We start from the raw sequence: 22,446 nt of genomic DNA, 5'->3' as shown, positions 1-22,446 counted from the left end.
AGTCGAACAAAAGCAGCGATGAAAAAGCCGGCGCGTGTCAGCCGCGCTCGCCGAGCAGCGCCGAGCGGCCGAGCAGCGCGAACAGCAGCCCCGACGCGCACAGCGAGATGCCGGTCAGCAGCGCCGCATACGGCGCGGCCGCGGCGAACGCCATCGTCGACGTGTCGGCCCACACCTGGGTCGCCAGCGTTTGCGTGTCGAGCGGCGACAGCAGCAGCGTCGCGTTCAGTTCGGTGACGACCGAGATGAACACCATCGCCGCGGCAGCGCCGAGCCCGGGGCCCGCGAGCGGCAGCACGACGCGCACGAGCGTCTGCGTCCAGTCAAGGCCGAGCGCGCGCGCGGTTTCCTCGAGGCGCGGCTGCGCCTGCATGAATGCCGCGCGCACGCTGACGAGCGCGACCGGCATGAACAGGATCGCGTAGGCGACGATCAGCAGCATCGCGCTTTCATAGAGCGGCTGCAGCGCATGCACGGCGAGCGAGACGATCGCGAGCGCAATCACGAGCCCCGGCACGCCCTGCGCGAGAAACACGGTGCGCTCGAACAGCGTCGCGAAACGCGTCGGATAACGCACCAGCAGAAACGCGAGCGGCACCACGAGCAACGTGGTCAGCGCGGCGGCCGCGAGGCCGAAACCGAGCGACGAACACGTCGCGTTCCACAGCAGTTCGGGCGATACGTCGGCGGGCGTCACGGCGGCCGCGCCCGGCTGCGTGAGCCAGAAGCCGATCATGCCGAGCGGTACGCCGAGCGTCGCAAGCGTCAGCAGCGCAAAGCCCGCGACGACGAGCCAGCGCCACCCGCCGAGCTCGTAGCGCAACACCGCGCGGCGCGTGCCGCGATCGACGCGCTCATAGCGCGCTGCACCGCGCACGCGAAACTCGAACGCAAGCACGACGAGGCAGATCATGATCAGCAGACACGCGAGCAGCGATGCACCGCCGCCGTCGAAGCTGGTGCGATATTCCGCGTAGATCTGCGTGGTGAACGTATGAAAGCGCAGCAGCGTGAACGCGCCGAATTCCGATAGCACGCCGAGCGCGACGAGCAGCATGCCGCCCAGCAGCGCCGGCCGCAGTTGCGGCAGCACGACGCGCGCGAAACTCGTCCAGCGGTTGCAGCCGAGTGCGCGCGCGCTTTCTTCGAGTGCCGGGTCCATGCCGCGCAGCGCGGCGGCGACCGGCAGATAGACGAGCGGAAAATACGCGCAGGTCAAGACCAGCAACGCGCCGTTGAAGTCCTGCAAGTCCTCGCTCAAGGACACCCACGCATAGCTCGAAATGAAGGCCGGCATCGCGAGCGGCGCGGCGCACAGCACGGCCCACGCGCGCCGTCCGGGAAGATGCGTGCGCTCGACGAACCACGCGGCGGCCGTGCCGATCACCGCGCAAACGAGGGTAGTCGTGACGGTGATCAACGTCGTATTGACGAGCAGCTCGCCGACGAGCGGCCGCCAGATCAGATCGAGCGCGTCGCCGATCCCGAAGCTCGCCGCGCGCCAGAACGTAAACGCAATCGGCAGCAGCACCAGCAAAGCGCTGAGTGCTGCCGCCGCAAAAAGGCCGCGCGGCGCGCGCGTCCGCCCGCGCGCCGGGGCTGGGGGGACGGCCGGCGGACCGGCTGACAGTGCTTCGCTCATTTACAGCAGGCCTGCCTGACGTAGCAGCTTGCCGGCCTGGCTATCGTCGCCGAGCTGCTGGATCGTCAGCGTGGGCGGAGTCAGTTCGGCAAACGGCTTGAGGATCGGGTCCGGCGCGACACCCGCGTGCAGCGGATATTCGAACATCACGTGGCTGTTGGCCATCAGCTGCTGTGCGCGTTCGCTGACCAGATAGGCGAGAAACTTCTGCGCGCCGTCCGCGTTGTGCGCGGACTTCAGCACGCCCGCGCCCGATACGTTGACGAGCGCGCCGGCGTCGCCGTGGCCGAAGTGATAGATCGCGCTGCGGGTTTTCGCGTCGCCGATTTCCGCATGCAGACGCGACCAGTAGTAGTTGTTGATCAGACCGGCCGCGACCCCGCCGCGATTGACCGCGGCGACTACGCCTTCGTCATCGTCGAAGATCTGCGCGTTGGCTTTGAGACCCTTCAGCCACGCGAGCGTCTGCTCTTCACCCTTCAGGGCCAGCACCGCGCTCACGAGTGGCAGGAAGTCGGCGTCGCTCGGCGCGATGCCGACCTTGCCTTTCCATTCAGGCTTCGCGAGGTCGAACACCGATTGCGGCAGTTGCGACGGCTGCAGCTTCGTCGTGTTGTATGCGAGCACGCTCTCGCGCGCGGTCACGGCGACCCATACACCGCTCGGCGAATTGAAACGTGCCGGCACCGCGCGGAGCGTCGCTTCGTCGACCCTCGCGAGCAGACCTTTTTCCTCGAGCAGCATCAGCTCCGGCGAGTTCTCCGTGAAGTACACGTCGGCGGGCGACGCCGCGCCTTCCGCGACGATCTGCGCGGCGAGCGCCGGGCCTTCGCCGTTGCGCACTTTCACCGAGATGCCCGACTCCTTTTCGAAGTCCTTCGCGAGCAGATTGACGACCTGCTCGTGCTGCGCGTTGTACAGCGTGATCGACGCCGAGTGAGCCGCCGACGGCATCGTCGCGAGCGCGGTGAGCGACAGCGCGGCCATGCTGCCGAGCGCGCGCAGACGGGTGGCAAACCAGGAATGAGCCATGTTGCAGAAGTCCGTTTTGAGTGTGTTGAGTGAGCCAGGCGCTGCACGCCCGGCGTGCTTCATTTGCTGCATCACGTCTCGAACAGCCCCGCGCCGACATACGAACCCGGCTTCGCGCCCGGCGGCACGACGAAAATCGCGCTGCCGACGTGAGTCGTGAACTGGTTCATCATGTCGAACTTCGCGAGCCGGTCGTTGATCGGGATGAAGCCGGTGCGCGGGTCGCTCTGGTGCGCGATGAAAATCAGCCCCGCGTCGTACTCGGTTTCCTGGCGCCACGGCGGCCAGCGCTCGATATAGAAGTTCGTGCCTTCGTTGTACGAATACGAGCGGCGCAGAATCTGCGCGCCGTTGTTGCTCGCCGGATTCGACAGACGCACGTGCGAGTTCTCGGGGATCAGCGGGTTACCGTCCTTGTCCTCGGCCTTCAGATCCACCGCGTCGAATTCATGCTTGCTGCCGATCGGCGCGCCGCTGTACTTGTGGCGGCCGAACACCTGTTCCTGGAAACCGAGCTCGGTGTTGTCCCAGTGTTCGAGCGTGATGCGGATGCGGCGCACGACCGTGTAGGTGCCGCCTTCCATCCACGGCGCGTCGTCGGTGGCGCGAGCCCACACGAACTGGTTCATCAGCTCAGGCTTCGCGGTCGCCGGATTGTTGGTGCCGTCCTTGAAGCCCATCAGGTTGCGCGGCGTCTGAGCGCGCGGACCGGACAGGAAACCGGCCTGGCCCCAGCGCATCGCCGCGACGCCGTAGGCACGGCGCGTCAGTTGGCGTACCGCGTGAAACGCAACCTGCGCGTCGTTCGCGCACGCCTGGATGAACAGGTCGCCGCCGGTCTTCTCCTTGATCAGTTGATCGCCGTTGAAGCGCGGCAAATCGACGAGCGCGGCGGGGCGGCGCGACGCGAGCCCGTAGCGGTCCTTGCCGTCCTTCGTGAAGAGGCCGGGGCCGAAGCCGAACGTGATCGTCAGACCGTTCGGGCCGAGGCCCAGCACGTCGCCGGAATCGGGGGCGGCCTGGCCGCCGCCGCCGTCGCCGGCGGGCAGCGCGAAGGCCGTGCCGCCTTGCGTCAGGCGCGCGGCTGCTTCGGTCCACGTGCGCAGCAGGGCGATCACTTCGTCGCGCTTGTCGGTGCTCAGATCGAGCGCGGCGGCGTAGGTGTGGCTCTGCTGCGGCGTGACGATGCCGCCTTGATGCGGACCGTAGAACGGCTCGGCCGCGAACTGCGGATCGGCGTTCTGGGCGCTATGCGTGGGCGCCTTCGCGAGCGCGGGCGGCGAGGTCGCGAGGCCTGCGCCGAGACTCGCGCCGGCGGCGACCGCCGCGCCCCCCGCCTTCAGGAAGCCGCGTCGTGACGGCCGTGGGGAGTGATCGTTTGTCATGGTCAGTTCACCTTCCTGAAACCTGGGTGCCGCCTACTTCGCGAGCACCAGCGTGTTCACGTCGTCTTCGACGTAGTAGAAGCCGTCGCCTTCCGGCGTCATCGCGATACCGAACAGGTCGCCGTTGCCGGGGGGCGATTGCGCCTTGTCGGTATCGATCCAGCGTGCGTACAGCTGCTTGCCGGTCGCCGGATCGATCTCGACGACCTGGCCGTTCAACGCGTTGGTCACCAGCAGGTGGCCATTGGGCGCGGTGACCATCGCGAGCGGACGATGCAGCAGGCCGTCGGCGGTCAACTGGCGGCCGACGCCCGCGCTGCTGTCGCGCGTGAGCGGATCGTCGATCTCGGTGATGCGGTTGCCGATCGCGTCGGACACGTACAGCAGTTTCTGATCGGCCGACAGCGCGAGGCCGGTCGGCCCGACGAGGAACACGCCCTTGTCGGCCTGCGCGCCGAAGCCGCTGCCGATCACGGTTTCCTGCTTCACGACGGGCGGCTTGCCTGCCGGCACGTCGAGGTCGAGGCGCAGCACGGTGGCCTGCTTGAACACGGGCGGATCGCCTTGCGCGTCGCCGACGCCGAAGCCCGCGTTGCTGACGAACAGCGTTGCGCTCGTGCCGTTGTCGACGACCGCCATGTTGCCCCACGGATCGTTGATGTTCGGCGTCGAGATCGTCGACGCGATCTTGCCTTGCGGGTCGATCACGATCAGGCAGCCAGCGCCCTTGGTGCCGGTCGTGCCGTCGTTGCTCGGCGTGCTGCCGACGATCACCCAGCCCGACTTCAGCATCGTCATCGCGGTCGACAGGCCGATGCCGCCCGGGCATTCCTTCAGATCGCGCGGCACGGTCGCGAACACCGTCATCTGTCTGGTGTCCGGGTGATAGTCGATGATCGTGCTGCCGGTGCCCTGCAGGTTCGTCGAGTTGTTGAAGTTGCCGACCAGCACGTCGCCTTTCTTCACGGTGCCCGCGCTGACCGGCGCGACCACGAGCGCGTACGGATTCTGGTCGCCGTTATCCGGCACGGTGTTGATCAGCGTCGTGTGACGCTTGATCGTTTCAAGGAAGCCTTGCGGCTCGGCCTGCGCGCTGGCGGCCATCGTGAGAGCGGCGGCGCCGGCCATCGCGGCGAGCAGGGCTCGCGCGGCGCGCGCCGCAAGCTTGCGCGTAAGTTGATTCACGATTGGGCCTCCGTACGGGTGCACCAAGCGGGAGTGGCGGCGACGATAGAAAGCATGGGAAGTGCTGGTCCGGTTGCGTGGGGTGGCATGTGCTTGCGAGGATGAAAGCGCGCGGCGGGCGGCGTCAGAAGTTGATATTGGTCCGCACGCCGACGACGAAGGTGTTGCGCAGCGGCTGCGTCGGGTCGTTCGGGTTCTGGCCCGCACCGGCGTTGAACGTGTATTGCGCGTCGGCCTGCAACTGCCACCACGGATTGACCTGATATTGGTAGGTCGCCTCGAGCGTGGTTTCGCTGGTGCGCACGCCGTAGGGGCTGCCGTTGAATGCCAGGAAGTCCTTGTCGAGTCCGTTCACGTGACTGCCGACCTTGATGTAGGTCAGCGCGAGACCGGCGCTGTCGTTGTCACGGCCCTTGAACGGCGCCTTCAGCACGACGCCGAGGTTGGCCGCGACTTGCACGAGGTTGCGGTCGCCCGGCGCGCCCATCACGCGCGCGAACACGCCGAGACTGCGTGGTTCGTCGGAGTCGGGGCGCCACACCATCTGATCGGCGACCGCATAGAAGCTGTAATTGCCGCTGTGATTCACCGGAATGCCGGTCGACGCCGGATTCGCGAGCGACAGCCCCATGTTGTCGTAGCGCTGATCGGCGAACTTGTTGGTGTTGTACCAGACGCCGAGCTTGTAGGTGCCCGGCAGACCGCCGCCGCCCGTGCCGACCATTTCGCCTTCGGCCGGCTGGTTGATCGAGTACTGCAGCTCGCCGATCCACAACGCGCCGTTATGCAGGTTGAAGTTCGTGCCGCTCATGTTGTCCGGGTCGTTGCCGAGCGGGTCGCCCGAATACACGCCGGCAAGCGCGGTCAACGAAGGGGTGATCTGGCCGCGCACGCGCACGCCGAGACCCGCGAGCGGATAGGCGGGACCGCCCGACGGCATGTCGTACGAGGGCAGCGCGGGCCAGCCGAACATCGTGTTGAGGAACAGGGCCGCATACGTGCTCGTGATGAATTCCTGGTCGAGACTCTGCTGACCGATCTTCACGTCCACGCGTTTGTTCAGGAACGACTGCTGATACCAGAGCTCCCACAGACGCGTCGCGTCGTCGGCCTCGATGCCGCTCGCGGTATTCAACGTGCCGAGCTTGTTCGCGCTCAGGTTCGCGCCGTGAATTTGCAGTGCGCTGACGTTGAAGAGGCCGCCCGGCAGGCCGAACGCCTTTTGCGTATCCATCTGCACGGTAGCGGTGGTCAGGCCGTCGTAGTTGGCGCCGCGCGCGAGACCGCCGCGCAGATTGGCCAGCACTTCGCTGGTTTCGGTCAGCGTGAAGGTCATGCCGTACTTGCCGAGCCACGGACGCAGGCCGCCCATGTCGCCGAGCAATTGCTGGCGGTTCCAGAGGCCCGTCCACTGGTCGGTTTGCGTCGCCTGAATGTTCAGGTCGGCCTCGGGCGCTTCCGGGTTCGCATCGGGATTGGCTTCGGCCAGCGCCGCGTGGCCGGTCAACGAGGCACACGCGAAGGCCGTGCACAGTGCGACGCGCCGCATCGAAGGCAAACGCGTACGATGAGTTGCGCCGGGACCTGCGCAAGCGTCGCAAACCGGACGCGCATTGGCACGCGATCCATTGAGTTGGGCGAACTTCATCGAAATCCTTATGAGTGTTGTTTCGACCGATGTGATCAATCTGCGACTGCCTGGCGCGACATCGCGTGTTGTCCCAGGCTGCCAAAGCGGCTGATGGCGTGATCGTACGCAGGCGTATTGCGGCAGTCAACACAAATGAGAACGATTCGCAACAAGATTACTGGCATGTAATTCCCGGATTTACGGACTGCGCCTAAACTTTATGAGGACGTAAACAGATATTCATTAGCGCGTAATGAAAACGTATTGATGTAGTCAGGCCGAACGTGCGAAACGGCGAGGTGTCGAAGCGCACGAGTCACCCCGAAAGTCAAAGTAAGGAGGTAGAGATGGGCAAGCGCATTCTTCTGGTTTCGTTGCTGATGAGTGGTGGTCTGTTGCTGGGCGGCGCAGCGCACGCGCAGTTGAATCTGAAGCAGTTCGGCATCGGCGGGGGTGGCGATAACGCGGCGGGTGCCGGGGCGTCGTCGGGCGGCGTGTCGCAGTTGCTGCAGAGTTACGTGGGCGCGAACCAGCAGGTGCTGAGCGGACAGTCGAGCCTCGCGTCGGCGATGGGCATGACGAGTGCCGCCGGCCAGGCGCAGCAGGCGGCGGGGCTGCTCAGCGGCGGCACGCCGTCGGTCAGTCAGTTGACGCAGGTCGGCAGCACCCAGCAGTCGCTGTCGCAGAAGCTGACCGATGCGTTCGCGAATCATGCAAGTGGCGGCGCGTCTGCGACGCCGGTCAACAAGGAAGCGTTCACGCAGGGTCTGTCGTCGCTCGGCAAGGGTGTGAGCCAGTATTCGAGCTTGCAGTCGGGGCTCGGCAGCCTCGGTCAGATGAGTCCGTCGTCGCTGCTGCAATCGGGCCTCAATCCGCAGACCGCGCAAAGCGCTTCGTATATCGCGCAGTCGGCGCCGGGGCAGTTGCAGTCGCTGATGTCGACGCTGAGCTCGGCCGTGCAGTTCGCATCGAGCCACGGCATTACGGTGCCGTCGATCGCGACGTCGGCGTTGAAGGGGTTGTAGGCGCGTTTTCGCTTCGTCCCGCGCGCGGTCGAGTCAGCGCCGAAAGCCGCTATGATCGCGTCGAACCCGCAGTCCAACCGGAATTCCGCCGATGTCCCACACCATCAATCTGGAAAACTACTTCGCCCGGATCGGCTATCAGGGCCCGCGCGCCGCCACGCTCGACGTGCTGCGGGCGATTCACCGGCTCCATCCCGCCGCGATCCCGTTCGAGAACCTGAACCCGTTGACGCGCCGGCCCGTCAGGCTCGAGCTCGAAGCCGTCGAACGCAAGCTCGTGACCGAAAAGCGCGGTGGCTACTGCTTCGAGCAGAACATTCTGTTCGCGAACGTGCTGATGCAACTCGGCTTCCGGGTCACGCCGATGCTTGCGCGCGTCGTGTGGGGCCGCGAGCCCGGCACGATCTCGCCGCGCACGCATATGGTGCTGCGCGTCGATATCGACGGCGACGCATGGATCGCCGACGTCGGCTTCGGCGCCGTGACGCTGACCGCGCCGCTGCGGCTGACCGCCGGCCTCGCGCAGCCGATTCCGCTCGGCACGTTCCGTCTCGCCGACGCGGGGCGCGACACCGTCTATCTCGAGGTGCTGGCGCCGGACGAGAGCTGGACCCGCGTCTATCACGTCGATCTGCTCGCAGTCGAGTGGATCGACTACGAAACCTCGAACTGGTATACGTCGACGTCACCGGATTCGAAGTTCGTTCATAACCTGCTGGCGTGCCGCGTGTTGCCCGAACGGCGCCTGGCGCTATTCAACGATCAGTTCAACGAGCGCGACGCACGAGGGCAGATCGTCAACGAACGGCGCCTCGCGAGCGCCGCCGAACTCGCCGACTGTCTGCGTGAGCGTTTCGGCTTGAATCTGGAGGACATCGATATCGCCGACGTGTTCGAGCGCGTGCGCACGCGCGATGAGGCCGCATGAGCCGACCGCTCGAGGGAGCCGCGATGGTCGCACGTCTGATCCTGCAATCGCTGGCGTGGCTGGTTTTCATGGGCGTGCTGCTGTTCGGCGCGGCCGGCACGCTCGCGTGGCCGGCAGCGTGGTGGTATCTGTTCGAGCTGGCGGTATTGAGCTTGTGGCTCGGCTTGTGGCTCGCGCGTCATGATCCCGCGTTGCTCGCGGAGCGGCTCGCGCCGTTCGTGCAGGCGCAGCAGAGCCACTGGGATCGTGTGTTCATGGCCGCGATCGGGGCCGCGTGGTGCGGCTGGCTGATCCTGATGGGTTTCGACGCGATGCGATTTCGCTGGTCCGCGCCGCTGCCGTCGTGGCTCATGGGCCTCGGCGCGTTGTGCGTGTTCCTGTGCATCTTCATGTGCCGGTTCGTGTTTCGCGCGAACAGCTATGCCGCGCCGGTGGTCAAGATTCAGTCGAGCCGCGGGCACAAGGTCGCCGACACCGGGCCCTACGCGTACGTCCGTCATCCAATGTACGCGGCCGCGCTGGTGTTCTTCGTCGGCACGCCGCTGATGCTCGGCTCGTGGTGGGGGCTCGTGGCGCTGCCCGTGATGGCGTACGGGATGGGCTGGCGTGCGGTGCGCGAGGAGCGGCTGCTCGCCGGGCAGCTCGACGGCTACACCCAATACATGGCGCGTGTGCGTTACCGTTTCGTGCCGTTTATCTGGTAGCGCGTTCCAGCCGTCTCCCAGCGTCGAACCGGGTAAGATTGGGCCCGGCCGTCGGAGAACCGGCCACGGTGTACCTCATGTACCACCGGCGAACCACCGATGAGGTTTGGAGTGAAAACAACGACACAGGCGCGTATGGCGCCCGCCGCACAGGCCGAGCAGAAACAGCATTCCGCCGAACGCGCTCGCGATCGCGACACGCCGGTCAAGGCGATGCCCGCCTACGAGCAGATCAAACGCTACGTGCTTCAGCGCATCAGCGAAGGCGCATGGAAGCCGGGCGGGCTGATCCCTTCCGAAACGGAACTGGTCAAGGAGTTCGGCGTCGCGCGCATGACGGTGTCGCGCGCGCTGCGCGAGCTGACCGCCGAGCGCGTGCTCACGCGCGTGCAAGGCTCGGGCACCTTCGTCGCGCCGCAGCGGTATGAATCGACGGTGCTGGAGATCCGCAATATCGCCGATGAAATCGCCGCGCGCGGTCATCGTCATTCGGCGCGCGTGCTGACGCTCGAACCGAGCGACGACGCCGACGCGCTCGAAGCGCTCGGTCTCGCGAGCGGTCCCGCGTTTCACTCGTGCATCGTGCACAGCGAGGAGGGCGAGCCGATCCAGTACGAGGACCGCTTCGTCAATCCGAAGGTGTTCCCTGAATATCTGCGGCAGGACTTCTCGGTCGAAACGCCGAATCACTACATGGTGCGGCTCGCGCCCGTGCAGCGCGCCGAGTTTCGCATCTACGCGCAAAAGCCCGACGCCCATGTGCGGCGTCATCTGATGATGGATATCGGCGAGCCGTGTCTGCTGCTGTGGCGGCGCACGTGGGTCGGCGAGAACGTCGCGACGTCGGTGCGGCTATGGCATCCGGCGTCGCGTTTTCATCTGGCGGGGACCGTCTAGTACGGGTTCGGAAGCGTGCTTTATCCCTGGCGCTGCGAGGTATTCGGCGAAAAGCGGCAGCCGAGCCGGTAGCGCGAACCCGGATGCACGAAACGCGCGAACGTCACGGCGACGCCGCCCGTCCATGTGCGGCGCGTCAGCGTCAGGCACGGTTCTTCGGCGTGAATTTCGAGCAGCTCTGCTTCGGCAGGCGTCGGCAGCGCCGCGTCGACCACGTGTTCGAGATCGTGCATCGGCACGACCGTCAGCAGATACTCGGACGGCTTCAGCGCCGAGAAATCGTGCTGCAGAAAATCCGGCGCGACGGCCGGATTCACATAGCGATCTTCGAGCTGCACCGGCAGACCGTTCTCGCGATGCACGCAGATCACATGAAACACCGAAGCGCCCGGCGCCAGCCCCAAGGCGTTCGACACCGTGACCGACGCGGTCTCGCGCTGCAACAGCACCATATCGCAGCGATAAGCGTGGCCGCGCGAGCGGATCTCGTCGCCGATATGGGCGATCATCAATAGCGTGGACTGTGGCTTATTCGGCGCGACGAAAGTACCGACGCCCGATAGGCGCGTGACGAGCCCCGCGTCGGCGAGTTCGCGCAGCGCGCGGTTGACCGTCATGCGCGAGACGCCGAGCGTCGCGACGAGGTCGAGCTCCGAAGGCAGACGGTCGCCCGCCTGGCGTTCGCCCGAGCCGATGATCTGGCGAATGTGCTGTTTGACCTGCTCGTAGCGCGCGGCCGGCGCTTCGTCGCTGCCGCGCACGATTTTGGCCGCGGCGCTGGCCGCGCTGGCGGACGATTTGCCATGAGGCTTGTTGCGAACGGTGGCGCTCATAGGGGCGGGCTGTCGTCGGGGCCGCGCGTCCAGAACGCATTGCGGTCGAAGTAGTTTTGCAGAAACTGCCGCAGACGCGGCTGCGCGGCATCGTGAAACACGTCGCGCGGTTTGCCCTGCACGGCGATGCGGCCTTGATCGATGAATACGACCTTGTCGGCGACCTGCGCGGCAAAACCCATTTCGTGCGTGACCACGGCCATCGTCATGCCGTCGCGCGCGAGCTGCTTCATCACCTGCAGCACCTCGCCGACCAGCTCCGGATCGAGCGCCGAGGTCGGTTCGTCGAACAGCATGATGTGCGGCTCCATCGCGAGTGCGCGCGCAATCGCGACGCGTTGCTGTTGACCGCCCGACAGTTTCGCCGGATACGCGTCGCCCTTGTGCGAGAGGCCGACCGTCTCCAGCATCGCGCTCGCGCGGCGGCGCGCTTCGCCGTGCGACAGGCGCCGCACGCGCAGCAGCGCTTCCATCACGTTGCCGAGCGCGGTCATGTGCGGCCACAGGTTGAACTGCTGGAACACCATGCCGACGTTGCGGCGCACGCGGTTGATCTCGCCCTGCGAGGCGCGCACGCGTTTGCCGTTGCGCTCGGTATAGCCGAGCAGCTCGCCTTCGATGCGCACGTCGCCGTGATCGTAGGTTTCGAGCGCGGCGAGGCAGCGCAGCAGCGTGCTCTTGCCCGAGCCCGACGGGCCGATGACGCAGACCACTTCCGAGCGCGCGATCTCGAGATCGACGCCGCGCAGCACCTCGACATCGCCGAAGCGTTTGCGCAGATCGCGCACCTCGATCAGCGGCGCGGCATTCGATGCGTTCGCCGTTGCGCTGGCGGACGGCGCGGAAGATTGCGCGGGGGAGGACATGTCGGCGATGGCGTTCATAGGTGTTCCGGAATCATGCCATGAAGCGTGCGAGGCGGGCTTCGGCCCACATGCCCGCGCGCGAGGTCAGCTCGACTAGAGCGAGATAGCACACGCACAGCACCAGCAGGGTTTCGACGAAAGCGAAGGTGGCCGAGCCGATGCCGGTCAGCACGAACGTCAGTTCGGGCACCGTGACGATCGACAGCACTGCCGTTTCCTTGCTCAACACGATGATCAGATTGGTCAGCGCGGGCACGATCAGCACCAGCATCTGCGGCGCCTGGATGCGTACGATGGCCTGCCAGCGCGTGAGTCCGAGACACGCCGCCGCTTCGAGATGGCCTTTGGGCACCGACTGGAAGCCGGAGCGGAACGCCTCGGCGAAATACGCGCTGCCGTAGAGACCGAGGCCGACGATGCCGGCCGTCATCGGTTCGAGCGTGAGGCCGATGGACGGGCCAGCGTAGTACAGCAGAAACAGCTGCACGAGAAACGGCGTGCCGCGCAGCAACTCGATGTAGACACGCAACACGGCGCGCAGCCAGCGTCCGCAGAACAGTTGCAGCACCGCGATCAGGAAGCCGATCGCGAGACCGATTGCGACGCCCGCGGCCCAGCTGGCGAGCGTCGTCGCGAGGCCGGCGGCGATCGGCTGCAGGTTGTGCGTGATGACGGACGGGTCGAACGTTTGCATGGCGAGGTTCGCTTAAACGTGAGTCGATTCAGGCGTGCTGCAAACGGTGTTCGGCCGCATGCGCGACCAGCGCGAGCGAACCGCAGATCACGAAGTAGATGAGCCCGGCCGCGACATACGCTTCGAGCGGCCGGTAAGTGCTCGCGGCGATGTTCTGCGCGGTGCGCGTCAACTCGGCGACGCCGACCACCGAGATCAGCGAAGAAGCCTTGATCAGCAGCACCATTTCGTTGACGAGCGACGGCAGCGTCAAACGGAATGCTTGCGGCACCAGAATGCGCCGCAGCGTATCGAGCGGGGAAAGCCCGAGCATGCGCGCGGCTTCGAGATGTCCGGGCGGAATGCTCAGAAAACCGCCGCGCAGAATCTCGGCGATGTACGAGGCCGAGCACAACGACACCGCGCTGATCGCGGCGACGATCGGCGACACGTTGATGCCGGCGAACGGCAGCAGGTAGTACACGAGCAGCAGCTGCACGAGCATCGGCACGCCGCGAAAGAAGAACACGTAGGCGCCGCCCGCGAGGCGCGCGGCGCGATGCTGCGACAGCCGCGCGGTGCACACGCCGATGCCGACGAAGAATCCGATCACGAGCCCTGTCAGCGAAATGCCGATGGTGGCGAGCGCCGCATGCAGCAGCAGCGGCAGGCCCTGAACGAAGACGGTCGTGTTGAACATGGGTCGCGGCCGATGGAAGGGGAAGGGCGACGCGCGCCGCGCGACGGCGAAACTATTGCCCGACGCGGGACGCCCACGTTGAAGACGCTCAGTAGTTCGGCGTGGGCATCGTGGACGGCATCTCCATCGCGACACCGAACCACTTTTTCTGCAACGCGGCGAGGCGGCCATCCTTCTGCATCTTCACGAGCGCTGCGTTGAACGCGTCGGCGAGCGGTTTGCTGTCGGCGTCCTTACGCAATGCATACGCGAAGTACACCTTCGCGCCGAACGGCGGCTGCACGACCGCGAACATCTCGGGGCGCTGCTTCGCGACATACGCGATGTTGGTCATCGAGTTCGCTGCCGCGGCGATCCGGCCCGCCGCGAGGTCCGCGTAAGCCTGATTGTTGTCGACGTACTCGCGGATTTCAGGCTGCTTCGGCAGCGTGGCCGCGTAGCTCTTCAGCTGGTCCAGCTGCGCGGTGCCTTTGCCCGCGCCGACCGTCTTGCCCGCGATATCCGACGATTGCTTGATCGACGCATCGTTCGCGCGCTTGAGCAGCGCGTCGGTCGCATCGGCGACGGGCAGCGTGTACGTGTAGCGTTCCATGCGCGCCTTCGTGACCGTCAGCGGGCCACCGACCATATCGAACTTGCCCGCTTCGAGACCGGGCAGCACACTCGGCCACGGCAGATCGATGAAGCGCACCTTCACGCCGATTTCCTTGCCGATCTCCGCGAACAGATCCTTGTTGAAGCCGGCTTGCTGACCGTTCTCGAGAAAGTCGAATGGCGCGAACTGCATTTCGGTGCCGACCACCAGTTCGCCGGCTTTCTTCACTTTGGCGAGCTGGTCTTCGGCGTGCGCGGCGACGCTTGCCGCGCACAGCGCCAGCATGACCAGACGACATTTCCAGCCTGCAAGGATACGCATGGGGTTCTCCGGGGGCGAATTGGTGTTGGGTCGCCGGCGTGTCGAAGTCTTCGTTAGGACCCGCCGCGCCGGCGGCGCGATGCGGGCCTCGCTGGGCAGTATATACCGCGTTTCCGGTGAAAAATAAATGCTCGCTTGAGTAGAGAAAAGCCCTGATATCGACGCGTGCGAAGCAACTTGCGGCGCTGCTTTTGGCGGTATATACCACTGCAATACCGATCCTCGAAGGAGCCGCGCGATGCCCGTGACCCGCATTCCGATCATCGATGTCGCCGGCGTGCGCGCGGGCGATCAGCAAGCGCTCCGACGCGTCGCGAAGGAAATTCATGAAGCCTGTACGACGATCGGTTTTTTCTACATCGTCAATCACGGCGTGCCGCAAGCGAAGATCGATGCCGCCGCGCAGGCCGCGCGCACTTTCTTCGCGTTTCCGGTCGACACGAAACGACGCGCGGCGGTCAATCATCGGCATCGCGGCTTCAATGCGCTTGGCGACGCGACGATGTATCAGGCGAAGCGGCCCGATTACAAGGAGTTCTTCAGCATCGGCCTCGAACTGCCGGAAGACGATCCCGACGTGCTGGCGGGCCAGGCACTACGCGGGCCGAACAATTGGCCGGACTTCATGCCCGGGTTGCGGCCAGTGCTGTATGACTATTACGAGGCGGTCGGCGCGTGCGGGGCCGATCTGCTGCGCGCGGTCGCGGTGAGTCTCGGCATTGAAGAAAATTTCTTCGCGCCGCGCTACACGAAGCGCATGCAGCGCACGCAAATGGTCTACTACCCGCCGCAGCCGCAGCAGTCGGACGAAGATCAGTTCGGCGTCGCGCCGCACACCGACTACGGCTGCATCACATTGCTGTGGCAGGATCAGGTCGGCGGCCTGCAGGTGCGCGAAATCGCCAACGATACGTGGGTCGAGGCGCCGCCCGTCGAAGGCAGCTTCGTCGTGAACGTCGGCGATCTGCTCGCGCGCTGGACCAACGACCGCTTCCGCTCGACGCTGCATCGCGTGATCAATGCATCGGGGCGCGAGCGCTATTCGATCGCGACGTTCTACGATCCGACCTACGGCGCGCTCGTCGATCCGCGTGAGCTCGGCGCGAGCGACGCGCAAAGCAAATATCAGCCGGTCGCCGCGGGCGACTATATTCTCGGCCGCATCAACGATTCGATGGGCTATCGCAAGAAACTCGCCGCTACCGCACAGTAAGGACCTCCTGCATGACAGAACCGAGCATCACCGACGACAAGACGACCCAGACCGCAACCCCGACCGCAACCGCACCGCTCGCGACGACACTCGAGGCCTTGCGCGCCGTGCTCGGCATCGACGCGGTGCGTGTCGGCGAGCAGATCGGCGAACGCGCGCTGACGGACTGGACGCGCCACGAGCCGACGCGTCCGGCGGCGCTGCTGATGCCGCGCACGACCGACGAAGTATCGCGTGCGCTCGCGATCTGCCACGCCGCGCATCAGCCGGTGGTACCGCAAGGCGGTATGACCGGACTCGCGGGCGGCGCGATCGCGCGCGCCGACGATATCGCGTTATCGCTCGAACGTCTGGCCGGCGTCGAAGAACTCGACACCGCGTCGGCCACGCTGACCGTACGTGCCGGCACCACGTTACAGGTCGCGCAGGAAGCCGCCGAAGCAGCGGGCTTCGAACTAGCGCTCGACCTCGGCGCGCGCGGCTCATGCCAGATCGGCGGCAATCTCGCGACCAACGCGGGCGGCAATCGCGTGATCCAGTCCGGCACCGCGCGCGACCAGGTGCTCGGGCTCGAAGTGGTACTCGCCAATGGCGACGTGCTCAGTTCGCTCGGCAAGATGGTCAAGAACAACACCGGCTATGACCTGAAGCACTGGTTCATCGGTTCGGAGGGCACGCTCGGCGTGATCACGCGCGCGGTGCTGCGGCTGCATCCGCGACGTGCGGCGCGCCATACGGCGCTCGTCGCGCTCGACGATTACGATGCCGCGGTGAGCCTGTTGCGCCGTCTCGCGACGCGCTTCGGCAACGACATCGGCGCGTTCGAGATCATGTGGCCGGACTTCTACGATTTCGGCGTGAAGCTGACCGGCGCGCGCTCGCCGTTCGACGCCGCGCATCCGCTCTATGCGCTGATCGAACACGCGGGCTTCGATGCCGACGACGCGGGCGAACGTTTCGCCCAGGCGCTGACCGATGCGCTGCAAGCGGGCGCGCTGCGCGACGCGGTGATCGCGCAATCGGTCGCCGATGCGCGCGCGCTATGGGCGATTCGCGAATGCACCGCGGAGTTTCCGCTCAAGCTCGATCCGATCAACTTCGACGTGAGTCTGCCGATCGGCGAGATCGGCACGTTCGTCGACCGTTGCCGCGCGGCGCTCGATCAGCGCTGGCCCGGCAACGAAGCGTATTTCTTCGGGCATATCGGCGATTCGAATCTGCATCTGACCGTGGATGGTCATTCGATTCCGGGCGTCGAACATCACGCGGTCTATACGTTCGTCTACGAGATGCTGAGGCCGTTGCGCGGGTCGGTGTCGGCGGAACATGGCATCGGTTCGCTGAAGCGCGAGTTCCTGCCGATTTCGCGCTCGCCGGCCGAGCTTGCGGCGATGGTCGCGATCAAGCGTGCGCTCGATCCGAACGGCATTTTGAATCCGGGCAAGCTGTTCTGAGTTTCGATGAGAAGCAAATCAACGACTTCTGCCTCGCGTGCAAGTCCGCCATATTTTCACGATCAGCACATAAATAACGATCGCCACAATCAGATCTATGGCCGTCATTGCGGCGATGTAAAGCAGTTCATAATCGGCCACTCCGAGCTTATCGGAGATTTCGATCAATATTTGCTGCTGCTCCAGCGTCATGGGTGATGGGTACGTGTGGACATATCGCACCGATAACAAAAACAAAGCCAAAAAAAGAAACAGCTTGCAAAGTCTACGGGCAAGTGTCGCCAATTGTCGTTACCTCGATCCATCCGTAAGCGTGTAGCCCTGAACTTTGCGCCTCGCCTTTACGAGAGGGTCGATACTAACGTATTAATCGCGCCTCGTGATTTTGAGATAATGGTCGAACAAATCCACGCAATATTGCGACACGCCGGCTTCCATCAAAATCTCTTGTTTTATGCCTGGCTTTTATTGTCCGAATGCGTGGCGCATCGGCCATGCTTCGCCGTCAATGCGCATTCAGATAGCCGACGATCAACGGATAAACATCGACCGCCGCGTTCTTGCCGAAGATGCAGTCGATATGCCCATACCCCGGGATCAGATGCCGCTCGTACGGCTGCTCGGGGAAGCGCTCGCGCAGCAGGTCGTAAGTGCGCGCGGTGCTGACCGGCAGATAGGTTTCGTTCTTCTCGCCGTGAATGAAGCCGATCGGCAAACGCATGCCCTCGAGTCCTTTCATGCCGTCCGCGCCGGTCAGATACACGTCGTCGCCGCGCGCATCGACGACCTGGCCCGCGCGCACCATCGTGGCCAGATGCTGGAACACGGCCATGTCGTGAATGCCGAACAGTTCCTGCAGGTTCGCATGCAGCGCCTCGTTCAGCTTGTCGTGCTCGTAGAGCAGGCCATACAGGAACGTCGCGCGATGACAGATCGGATTGCCGCAGCCCTCGCCGTGATCGAGCGGATAGAGACGCAGCGCTTCGTCGAACAGGTTCGCGGGCCACGAATCTTCCTGCGTATAGGCGGTGAGCTCGCGTATGCGCAGATGCTGCATCAGGTCGGGAATATGCAAGCCGGCCTTGATCCGTTGCAAGGTGCCCGGCACCGGATGCGCGGACACCTGCGAAATCACCGCCGAGCGCACACCGTCGAGTCCATGGAGAAGCGACATGCTGAGCGCGAGGCCGCCCAGGCAGTGGCCGAGTACCTGAATGTTCGGCGCGCCGGTCACTTCGCGAATCTTCGCGACGGCGGCGGGAATGTCCTCGCGCGCGACTTTGTCGACGTTGGTCGGCACGAGCACGCTCGGCAGTTCGATGCTGACGCGCAGATCGACGAGCCACACGTCGTAGCCCGACGCGTACAGATATTCGACGAGGTTGGTCGGTATCAGATCGGTCGAGAAGATGCGGCTCGATACGCCCGAGCCGTGGATCAGCAGGATCGGCTTCGCGGCTTTGCCCGCGGCCGGATCGCAGTAGCGCGTGAGCTTGAGCCGCGTGCGGTCGGGTGTGTCGAAGTACGTGACCTGCGGCGCCGGCGCGCGCAGCGTGCGTTTCGCGCGCGGCGGTATGTATGGATCGTAGAACTGCAGCGGCGCGGCCACGCCGCCGTATTCGGTGAACAGCACGCCCGCGAAGAACTTGCCGAACTTCAGCGTCCATTCGAGGCGCGTCTTCAGGTCGGGCGCGTGTGTGACTTCGAGCGTGCGCTGCTGCTTCAGGAAGTTTTCGGGCGTGATGATCAGCGTCGCGGTGCCGACGACGGGCGCATCGTCCCGCGCCGCGGCGCGAATCTCCGCATACAGCGTGTTGGTCTGCTCCCACAGGTTGATCGGCGACGTGCGCGTGATGATCTTCTTGCCGGTCAGATACCAGGTGTTGCCTTCGACCGCGTCGAGCGTCATCCGGTAGTTCATGTTGCGTTCGTCGACGTCGGATTCGTCGACGACGAACAGGTTGAAGGTGCCGTCGCTGATCGTCAGCGGTTGGGCGGACAGGGCGGGGCAGGTCAGTGTGCCGGCGGTGCGCGCGAGGTGATTCGGGTTGCTCAGCATGTCGGCGAGATCGTCGGACTCGACCGTCAGCGTGAATTCGATCGGGCTCTTCGCGGCTTCGCCCGCCACGCTGGGCGTGTAGGTGCCGACCATCGTCTCGGTGAAGCGCAGGCCGATCTTCTGTGCGGGCGGCGCGGCGGCGGTGCCCCTCGACATGTAGTCGATCGACCAGTCGTGCGCTTTGGCCAGCAGCGCGCAATTGCGCTCTGCGAGCGCGGAGATGGTCAGCAGCGGATTGACGCCGAGCGACATCGGCATCACCGCGCCGTCCATCACGTAGAGGCCGTCGTGCACCGCGACGCCGGCCGTGTCGCTGAACACGCGGCCCAGATGATCGACCACGCCATGCGCGGCGTCCTCGCCCATGCCGCAGCCGCCGAGCGGATGCACGGTGACGGTGCGCCGGCCGGCGATCTTCGTCGAAATCGGGTTGCGCAGATATTTGCCGCCGAGCGGTTTGGTCGCCTCGATCAGCACGTTCTCGATGCTCTGGAAGATCGGCTGGCGTCCCGCGTTTTTCCATTCGATGCGCGCACGGCCTTTGTCGCCGACCGTGATGCGGCCGCTTTCGTCGTCGTGCGCCATCACGAGGTAGCTTTGCGTGTGATTCATCGCACCGTGGTACGGGCCGCGGATCAGGCTTTCGAGCGCACGCGCGTCATAACTCATGCGCTGGAGCAGCGACGGGGCTCCAGCCGCATCCACGCCTTCGAGCGGCGCGACCGCGCCGAGCATGCCGACGAGCGCCTCGCCGACCGCACCGGCCAGCGAGCCTTCCTCGATCACATAGCCATCCTTGACGTTTTTCTCGTCGGCGCGATTGTCGATCAGGCCGGTGATGGTCGGCCCGACCGGCGGAATCTGCCCCGGCTTGTGCTCGCCCCAGCCGACGCCGTTGATCGTGTCCCCGGTGTTGTACGCGAAGGCGAGCACGTCGCCGTTGCCGGTGAAATGCTGGCCGAGCATCTCCGACATGCTCAAGCCCGCCTCGCGCGAGCGCAGCAGCAGCGCCGTCGAGCCGATCGTGCCCGCCGCGACGATGACGACATCGGCCAGCACGAACAGATCGGGCGCGTCGTAGCTTTCGCGGCCGAGCTTCACGAGCTGGAAGTTGACCTTCCATTGCTGCGTGTCGGGATCGCGCAGTACCGAATGCACGGCCGTGCCGGTGAAAATCTGCGCGCCGTGGGCGACCGCGTCGGGCAGATAGTTCATGTGGGTCGAATTCTTCGCGTCGTAGTTGCAACCGGAGTTGCAATCGCCGCAACCGACGCAGCGCTGCTGCTCGACGCCCGCCGCGTTCGGGCCGTCCTTGAACGTGACCGTGATCGGCGGACGGCTGAAGCGGTCGGCCATGCCGAGCGCCTGGGCCGATTTTTCGAGCGCTTGCAGCTTCGGCAGCGGCGGGAAATCGTCGGGCACCGGCGACGGTGACAGCATTTTCCAGGCGAGCGCATAGCCGTCGTCGCGTCCGGCTTGGTCGGCGCGCAGCGCGGCCGGCCAGCGCGGGTCGTCCCACAGGCGCGGATCGGCCTTGAGCGCGACGTTCGCATTGATCAGAGACGTCCCGCCGAGCCCACAGCCCACCACCGCGTTGACGTCTTCATTTACGTGCACTTCGAGCAGCGCGAGCGGCGAACCGATCTGCGCCTCGGCCGTGTTGTACTGGATCTGCTCGACGCCCTGCACGGGCGTGCGCGGATACTCGCCGGCCATGAATTCGCGGCCGCGCTCGAGCACGCACACGCGCCGGCCCGCGCGCGCCATGCGGCTCGCGGCAATCGCGCCGCCGTAGCCCGAGCCGATCACGACCACCTCGTAATGCCGTTGCAGCGCCGTCGGCGCGCTCGATAAGCGGTTCATCAGGACCACCTCGTCTGGAATCGGATGCGGGGAATGGAAGCTCGACTTCGGAACAAAGACGGCGTGCTGTGGGAGCTTTTTTATCGTAGGCGGAATATCGGTGCAAAAAAAGCGCGCCGTGGAGGGCGCGCCGAAGTCGTAGCGTGCGACGTTCAGGGCTGCACGCCCGGCCGGCCGTTGCCGGGTGTACCTGGCCGTACGGGCATGCGCACTTACCGCGCTTCTTATGTGGCCTGTTGGTTATCCGAACTATTACGCGGCCACTTCATAGAATTCGCTATCGCTCGATTCCGCCGCGAGCAGATTCAGCGCAACCAGAATCGCCGCGCGATTGTCGACGTCGATCTCGATGCCGAGCGCGTCGGTGAGCCAGCGGCCGAGCTCGGTGTTGGAAAATTCCTCGGCGCCGGCCGTCTTTTTCATGGTGACGCCGAGTTTGACGGCGCGATAGTGATAAGAGGGCACCCGATGCCGAGCCGCGACCGCCGAAAGCCCGCCTTTGCCTTCGGAGCACCAGCCGAGGCTGCCGGCCAGCACGATCCGCTCGGGTTCGTCGAGCCCTTCGATGAACTCGCGCGCCGCGCGCCGCACGCGCTGTTCGTCGAGGCCGTATTGCAGCAGCACGCTTTCCACCGGGTCTTCGAGCGCGTGCGCGTGCAGATCGATTTCCTGCGCGACGCCCTCGGTCTCCATCGACACATTGCGCTGATGGCACGCGCTGCGCAGGCAGTCGATCAGATAGCGGCGGAAATACGCGCATACCGCGTAGCTGTTGGACGGTGCGCTGTCGGCGCGCGCGTTCGTTTCGGTGTGGCCGGGCGCGAGTCGCAACACCTTCGCGTAGATGAACTGAGCGACCAGTTCTTCCTTGTCCTCGCCGAGCGCCTGCAATTCGAGCGGGTGGTAGGTCCGCAACGCGCGCTTGACCAGTTCGACCATCGACACCATTTCGTCCGCTGAGAGCCGGGTGCGTCTGCGCCACAGATCGGGGAGGATCGCGTCGTCGAGTTGGCGGGCGAACTCGTAGCTCGGGACTGCGCCCATGGAAAACCTCCGTCACTGTTGGCAGGGAGCGCGGCGAGCCGCGGCGCGTGGGCCGCGAGTCGAGGGAAGGTGGCTGAAATGCCGCGCTGAAACGTGAATGCAGTATGGTTCGCGGCAAGGCCGTCGCCTATATGGATTAAGTGTTAGCTGATGGGTAAACTGCCGGGTAAACCTTCCGGTGGATTGCTGACGATTCGTCTGAAGAGCGGGCATTCGCCGTAGAATAGACCGCGCGGGCGGCGCGTTCGGTCGCCCGATTCGACCCGCGGTTGCCACGAAGTGCCGGAGCGCCGCCGCTTCGTCAGTATTTCGTCTCAACGAAGTTGCCATGCCCGCGCGATAAAGCTGCGTGGGATCGGCGTAGGCGCTAAAGCGCTCACGCCGATCGACAGAGGAG

The 22,446-nt window shown here is 65.2% G+C and carries 19 protein-coding genes; 6 read left to right on the top strand and 13 right to left on the bottom strand.

The window, feature by feature from the left end:
• Positions 1-37: 37 nt before the first annotated feature.
• The 5 genes from F6X39_RS23915 to F6X39_RS23895 all read right to left on the bottom strand — a co-directional run bounded on the left by F6X39_RS23915 (position 38) and on the right by F6X39_RS23895 (position 6,892).
• Positions 38-1,642, bottom strand: a complete 1,605-nt coding sequence (locus F6X39_RS23915) for an ABC transporter permease (protein ID WP_187618374.1) — start codon at positions 1,640-1,642, stop codon at positions 38-40.
• Positions 1,643-2,674, bottom strand: coding sequence for an iron ABC transporter substrate-binding protein (locus F6X39_RS23910; protein WP_187618373.1), 1,032 nt, complete (start codon positions 2,672-2,674; stop codon positions 1,643-1,645).
• Between the two features lie 71 nt (positions 2,675-2,745).
• Positions 2,746-4,059: an iron uptake transporter deferrochelatase/peroxidase subunit gene (efeB, locus tag F6X39_RS23905; protein ID WP_187618372.1), complete on the bottom strand. Its 1,314-nt coding sequence runs from the start codon at positions 4,057-4,059 to the stop codon at positions 2,746-2,748.
• Positions 4,060-4,092: 33 nt separating this feature from the next.
• Positions 4,093-5,187: a hypothetical protein gene (locus tag F6X39_RS23900; RefSeq protein ID WP_222945297.1), complete on the bottom strand. Its 1,095-nt coding sequence runs from the start codon at positions 5,185-5,187 to the stop codon at positions 4,093-4,095.
• A 181-nt stretch (positions 5,188-5,368) separates the two neighbouring features.
• A complete protein-coding gene (locus F6X39_RS23895) occupies positions 5,369-6,892 on the bottom strand; it encodes a carbohydrate porin (RefSeq protein ID WP_187618370.1) in 1,524 nt (507 codons plus the stop codon).
• Between the two features lie 329 nt (positions 6,893-7,221).
• Here F6X39_RS23895 and F6X39_RS23890 point away from each other — a divergent pair, with 329 nt between their 5' ends.
• From F6X39_RS23890 to hutC (F6X39_RS23875), 4 genes are all read left to right on the top strand, one after another.
• Positions 7,222-7,899 (top strand): hypothetical protein, encoded by a 678-nt coding sequence (locus F6X39_RS23890; protein WP_187618369.1) that lies wholly within the window; start codon positions 7,222-7,224, stop codon positions 7,897-7,899.
• Between the two features lie 91 nt (positions 7,900-7,990).
• Positions 7,991-8,827: an arylamine N-acetyltransferase family protein gene (locus tag F6X39_RS23885; protein WP_187618368.1), complete on the top strand. Its 837-nt coding sequence runs from the start codon at positions 7,991-7,993 to the stop codon at positions 8,825-8,827.
• 23 nt (positions 8,828-8,850) lie between these two features.
• The gene (locus F6X39_RS23880; RefSeq protein ID WP_187618388.1) at positions 8,851-9,531 is read left to right on the top strand and encodes a methyltransferase family protein; all 681 of its coding nucleotides are present in this window, start codon (positions 8,851-8,853) and stop codon (positions 9,529-9,531) included.
• Between the two features lie 111 nt (positions 9,532-9,642).
• Positions 9,643-10,428, top strand: coding sequence for a histidine utilization repressor (gene hutC / locus F6X39_RS23875; protein WP_187618367.1), 786 nt, complete (start codon positions 9,643-9,645; stop codon positions 10,426-10,428).
• A 20-nt stretch (positions 10,429-10,448) separates the two neighbouring features.
• Here hutC (F6X39_RS23875) and hutC (F6X39_RS23870) read toward each other — a convergent pair whose 3' ends face one another.
• From hutC (F6X39_RS23870) to F6X39_RS23850, 5 genes are all read right to left on the bottom strand, one after another.
• Complete coding sequence (gene hutC / locus F6X39_RS23870; protein ID WP_187618366.1) at positions 10,449-11,261, bottom strand: histidine utilization repressor; 813 nt, start codon at positions 11,259-11,261, stop codon at positions 10,449-10,451.
• The gene (locus F6X39_RS23865; protein WP_316251718.1) at positions 11,258-12,145 is read right to left on the bottom strand and encodes an amino acid ABC transporter ATP-binding protein; all 888 of its coding nucleotides are present in this window, start codon (positions 12,143-12,145) and stop codon (positions 11,258-11,260) included. The genes hutC (F6X39_RS23870) and F6X39_RS23865 overlap by 4 nt, the downstream gene beginning before the upstream one ends.
• A 13-nt stretch (positions 12,146-12,158) precedes the next feature.
• Positions 12,159-12,821: an amino acid ABC transporter permease gene (locus F6X39_RS23860; RefSeq protein WP_187618365.1), complete on the bottom strand. Its 663-nt coding sequence runs from the start codon at positions 12,819-12,821 to the stop codon at positions 12,159-12,161.
• A gap of 28 nt (positions 12,822-12,849) precedes the next feature.
• Complete coding sequence (locus F6X39_RS23855; protein WP_187618364.1) at positions 12,850-13,500, bottom strand: amino acid ABC transporter permease; 651 nt, start codon at positions 13,498-13,500, stop codon at positions 12,850-12,852.
• Between the two features lie 88 nt (positions 13,501-13,588).
• On the bottom strand, positions 13,589-14,416 hold the full coding sequence (locus F6X39_RS23850; protein WP_187618363.1) for a transporter substrate-binding domain-containing protein: 828 nt from the start codon (positions 14,414-14,416) through the stop codon (positions 13,589-13,591).
• 238 nt (positions 14,417-14,654) lie between these two features.
• Between F6X39_RS23850 and F6X39_RS23845 the strand changes: the two genes are divergently transcribed.
• Together F6X39_RS23845 and F6X39_RS23840 are read left to right on the top strand one after the other, a co-directional pair.
• On the top strand, positions 14,655-15,629 hold the full coding sequence (locus F6X39_RS23845) for an isopenicillin N synthase family dioxygenase (RefSeq protein ID WP_187618362.1): 975 nt from the start codon (positions 14,655-14,657) through the stop codon (positions 15,627-15,629).
• A gap of 11 nt (positions 15,630-15,640) precedes the next feature.
• Positions 15,641-17,083, top strand: a complete 1,443-nt coding sequence (locus F6X39_RS23840) for an FAD-binding oxidoreductase (protein WP_187618361.1) — start codon at positions 15,641-15,643, stop codon at positions 17,081-17,083.
• An 18-nt stretch (positions 17,084-17,101) separates the two neighbouring features.
• Here the strand turns inward: F6X39_RS23840 and F6X39_RS23835 are convergent, their stop codons facing one another.
• The 3 genes from F6X39_RS23835 to F6X39_RS23825 form a co-directional block, all read right to left on the bottom strand.
• Positions 17,102-17,275, bottom strand: coding sequence for a hypothetical protein (locus F6X39_RS23835; protein WP_262414789.1), 174 nt, complete (start codon positions 17,273-17,275; stop codon positions 17,102-17,104).
• 313 nt (positions 17,276-17,588) lie between these two features.
• On the bottom strand, positions 17,589-21,005 hold the full coding sequence (locus F6X39_RS23830) for an alpha/beta fold hydrolase (RefSeq protein WP_187618359.1): 3,417 nt from the start codon (positions 21,003-21,005) through the stop codon (positions 17,589-17,591).
• Positions 21,006-21,257: 252 nt separating this feature from the next.
• On the bottom strand, positions 21,258-22,049 hold the full coding sequence (locus tag F6X39_RS23825; protein WP_187618358.1) for a hypothetical protein: 792 nt from the start codon (positions 22,047-22,049) through the stop codon (positions 21,258-21,260).
• Between the last annotated feature and the right edge of the window lie 397 nt (positions 22,050-22,446).

Source organism: Paraburkholderia sp. UCT2 (assembly GCF_014397665.1).
Lineage (GTDB): Bacteria > Pseudomonadota > Gammaproteobacteria > Burkholderiales > Burkholderiaceae > Paraburkholderia > Paraburkholderia tuberum.
The sequence above is the reverse complement of the archived record's forward strand: the minus strand, read 5'-3'. Positions and strand labels throughout refer to the sequence as shown.

Excerpts from the sequence above, each read along its gene's own strand:
- F6X39_RS23915 (WP_187618374.1), bottom strand. The coding sequence starts at position 1,642 with ATGAGCGAAGCACTGTCAGCCGGTCCGCCGGCCGTCCCCCCAGCCCCG.
- F6X39_RS23910 (WP_187618373.1), bottom strand. The coding sequence starts at position 2,674 with ATGGCTCATTCCTGGTTTGCCACCCGTCTGCGCGCGCTCGGCAGCATG.
- efeB (WP_187618372.1), bottom strand. The coding sequence starts at position 4,059 with ATGACAAACGATCACTCCCCACGGCCGTCACGACGCGGCTTCCTGAAG.
- F6X39_RS23900 (WP_222945297.1), bottom strand. The coding sequence starts at position 5,187 with ATGGCCGGCGCCGCCGCTCTCACGATGGCCGCCAGCGCGCAGGCCGAG.
- F6X39_RS23895 (WP_187618370.1), bottom strand. The coding sequence starts at position 6,892 with ATGAAGTTCGCCCAACTCAATGGATCGCGTGCCAATGCGCGTCCGGTT.
- F6X39_RS23890 (WP_187618369.1), top strand. The coding sequence starts at position 7,222 with ATGGGCAAGCGCATTCTTCTGGTTTCGTTGCTGATGAGTGGTGGTCTG.
- F6X39_RS23885 (WP_187618368.1), top strand. The coding sequence starts at position 7,991 with ATGTCCCACACCATCAATCTGGAAAACTACTTCGCCCGGATCGGCTAT.
- F6X39_RS23880 (WP_187618388.1), top strand. The coding sequence starts at position 8,851 with ATGGTCGCACGTCTGATCCTGCAATCGCTGGCGTGGCTGGTTTTCATG.
- hutC (WP_187618366.1), bottom strand. The coding sequence starts at position 11,261 with ATGAGCGCCACCGTTCGCAACAAGCCTCATGGCAAATCGTCCGCCAGC.
- F6X39_RS23865 (WP_316251718.1), bottom strand. The coding sequence starts at position 12,145 with ATGAACGCCATCGCCGACATGTCCTCCCCCGCGCAATCTTCCGCGCCG.
- F6X39_RS23860 (WP_187618365.1), bottom strand. The coding sequence starts at position 12,821 with ATGCAAACGTTCGACCCGTCCGTCATCACGCACAACCTGCAGCCGATC.
- F6X39_RS23855 (WP_187618364.1), bottom strand. The coding sequence starts at position 13,500 with ATGTTCAACACGACCGTCTTCGTTCAGGGCCTGCCGCTGCTGCTGCAT.
- F6X39_RS23850 (WP_187618363.1), bottom strand. The coding sequence starts at position 14,416 with ATGCGTATCCTTGCAGGCTGGAAATGTCGTCTGGTCATGCTGGCGCTG.
- F6X39_RS23845 (WP_187618362.1), top strand. The coding sequence starts at position 14,655 with ATGCCCGTGACCCGCATTCCGATCATCGATGTCGCCGGCGTGCGCGCG.
- F6X39_RS23840 (WP_187618361.1), top strand. The coding sequence starts at position 15,641 with ATGACAGAACCGAGCATCACCGACGACAAGACGACCCAGACCGCAACC.
- F6X39_RS23835 (WP_262414789.1), bottom strand. The coding sequence starts at position 17,275 with ATGACGCTGGAGCAGCAGCAAATATTGATCGAAATCTCCGATAAGCTC.
- F6X39_RS23830 (WP_187618359.1), bottom strand. The coding sequence starts at position 21,005 with ATGAACCGCTTATCGAGCGCGCCGACGGCGCTGCAACGGCATTACGAG.
- F6X39_RS23825 (WP_187618358.1), bottom strand. The coding sequence starts at position 22,049 with ATGGGCGCAGTCCCGAGCTACGAGTTCGCCCGCCAACTCGACGACGCG.